At 78.3% G+C, this 1,302-nt stretch carries 1 protein-coding gene; it reads left to right on the plus strand.

The genetic code is table 11. From position 1 onward, the window contains the following. A partial coding sequence (locus MFF56_RS31790; RefSeq protein ID WP_238232198.1) for an Ig domain-containing protein occupies window positions 1-1,302 on the plus strand: 1,302 nt, incomplete at both ends.

Consider the following 1,302-nt stretch of genomic DNA (forward strand, 5'->3'; position numbering starts at 1 on the left):
AGCTTCTCGCTCGCCCAGGGCGACCTGCCCTTCGGCCTCGAGCTGGCCGAGGACGGCGCGCTCTCCGGCACGCCGCTCGTCGCCGGCACCAGCTCCGGGCTGGTGGTGCGCCTCACCGACGCCAACGGGCAGATCCGCGACACCGCCCCCTTCTCGATCGTGGTGGCCGAGGCCCTCGCCGTCGCCTCGGGACCGGACGCCCACGCCACCCGCGGCAAGGCCTACGCTTCCGCGTTCGCCGCAGCCGGCGGCACCGCGCCCTACGCCTTCGCCCTGGTCTCCGGCTCTCTGCCGCCGGGCCTGACGCTCGCCGCCGACGGCACGCTCACCGGCACGCCGTCCGCCACCGGCAGCTACGGGCCCTTCACGGTCCGCCTGACGGACGCCGAGGGCAGCTCGGCCACCGGCGAGGCCTCGATCGTGGTGGCCGAGCCGCTCGTCCTCGCCGGCAGCGCCGGCGAGGGCATGCTGGGCGAGCCCTACGAGGCCCGCTTCTCCGCCAGCGGCGGCAGCGCCCCCTACGCCTTCGACCTGGCCGGCGGCGCGCTCCCGCCCGGCCTCGCCCTCGAGGCGGACGGGCGCATCGCCGGCACGCCGACCAGTGCCGGCAGCTACCCGGGCATCGTCCTGCGCGTCACGGACGCGGCGGGCCGGCGCGAGCAGGCCAGCCTCGCCATCACGATCGCCGGGCCGCTGCGCATCGCCGGCAGCCCCGCTGCGGCCGCCACGCTCGGCCAGAGCTACTCGGCGAGCTTTGCCGCCTCGGGCGGGCGCGCGCCCTACACCTTCGCGCTCGCCGCCGGCACCCTGCCGCCGGGCCTCAGCCTCTCGCCGGGCGGCGCCATCTCCGGCACCCCCACCGCCGTCGGCACCGCCTCGGGTCTGGTCGTGCGCGTCTCCGACGCGGCCGGCCGCAGCCGCGGCTCCGAGCCCTTCGCCATCACCGTCTCGGACGTGCTGGCGGTCGCCGGCACCGCCTCGACCTTCGCCACGATCGGCCAGCCCTACGAGGCCCGCTTCACGGCCAGCGGCGGCGCCGCGCCCTACGCCTGGAGCCTCGCCTCCGGCACCCTGCCGCCGGGCCTCGCCCTCGACGCCGCCAGCGGCGCCGTCGCCGGCGCGCCCACCAGCCTCGGCTCCTGGCCGGGCCTGCAGCTGCGCGCCACCGACCGCGACGGCCGCAGCGCGCTCTCCTCGGTCTGGGGCATCTCCGTCGGCTCCAGCCTCGCCATCGCCGGCACGCCCGAGAGCTTCGGCACGGTGGGCGAGCCCTACGGCGCCCGCTACACGGCCAGCGGCGGC

It is taken from the genome of Methylobacterium hispanicum, assembly GCF_022179285.1.
GTDB lineage: Bacteria > Pseudomonadota > Alphaproteobacteria > Rhizobiales > Beijerinckiaceae > Methylobacterium > Methylobacterium hispanicum.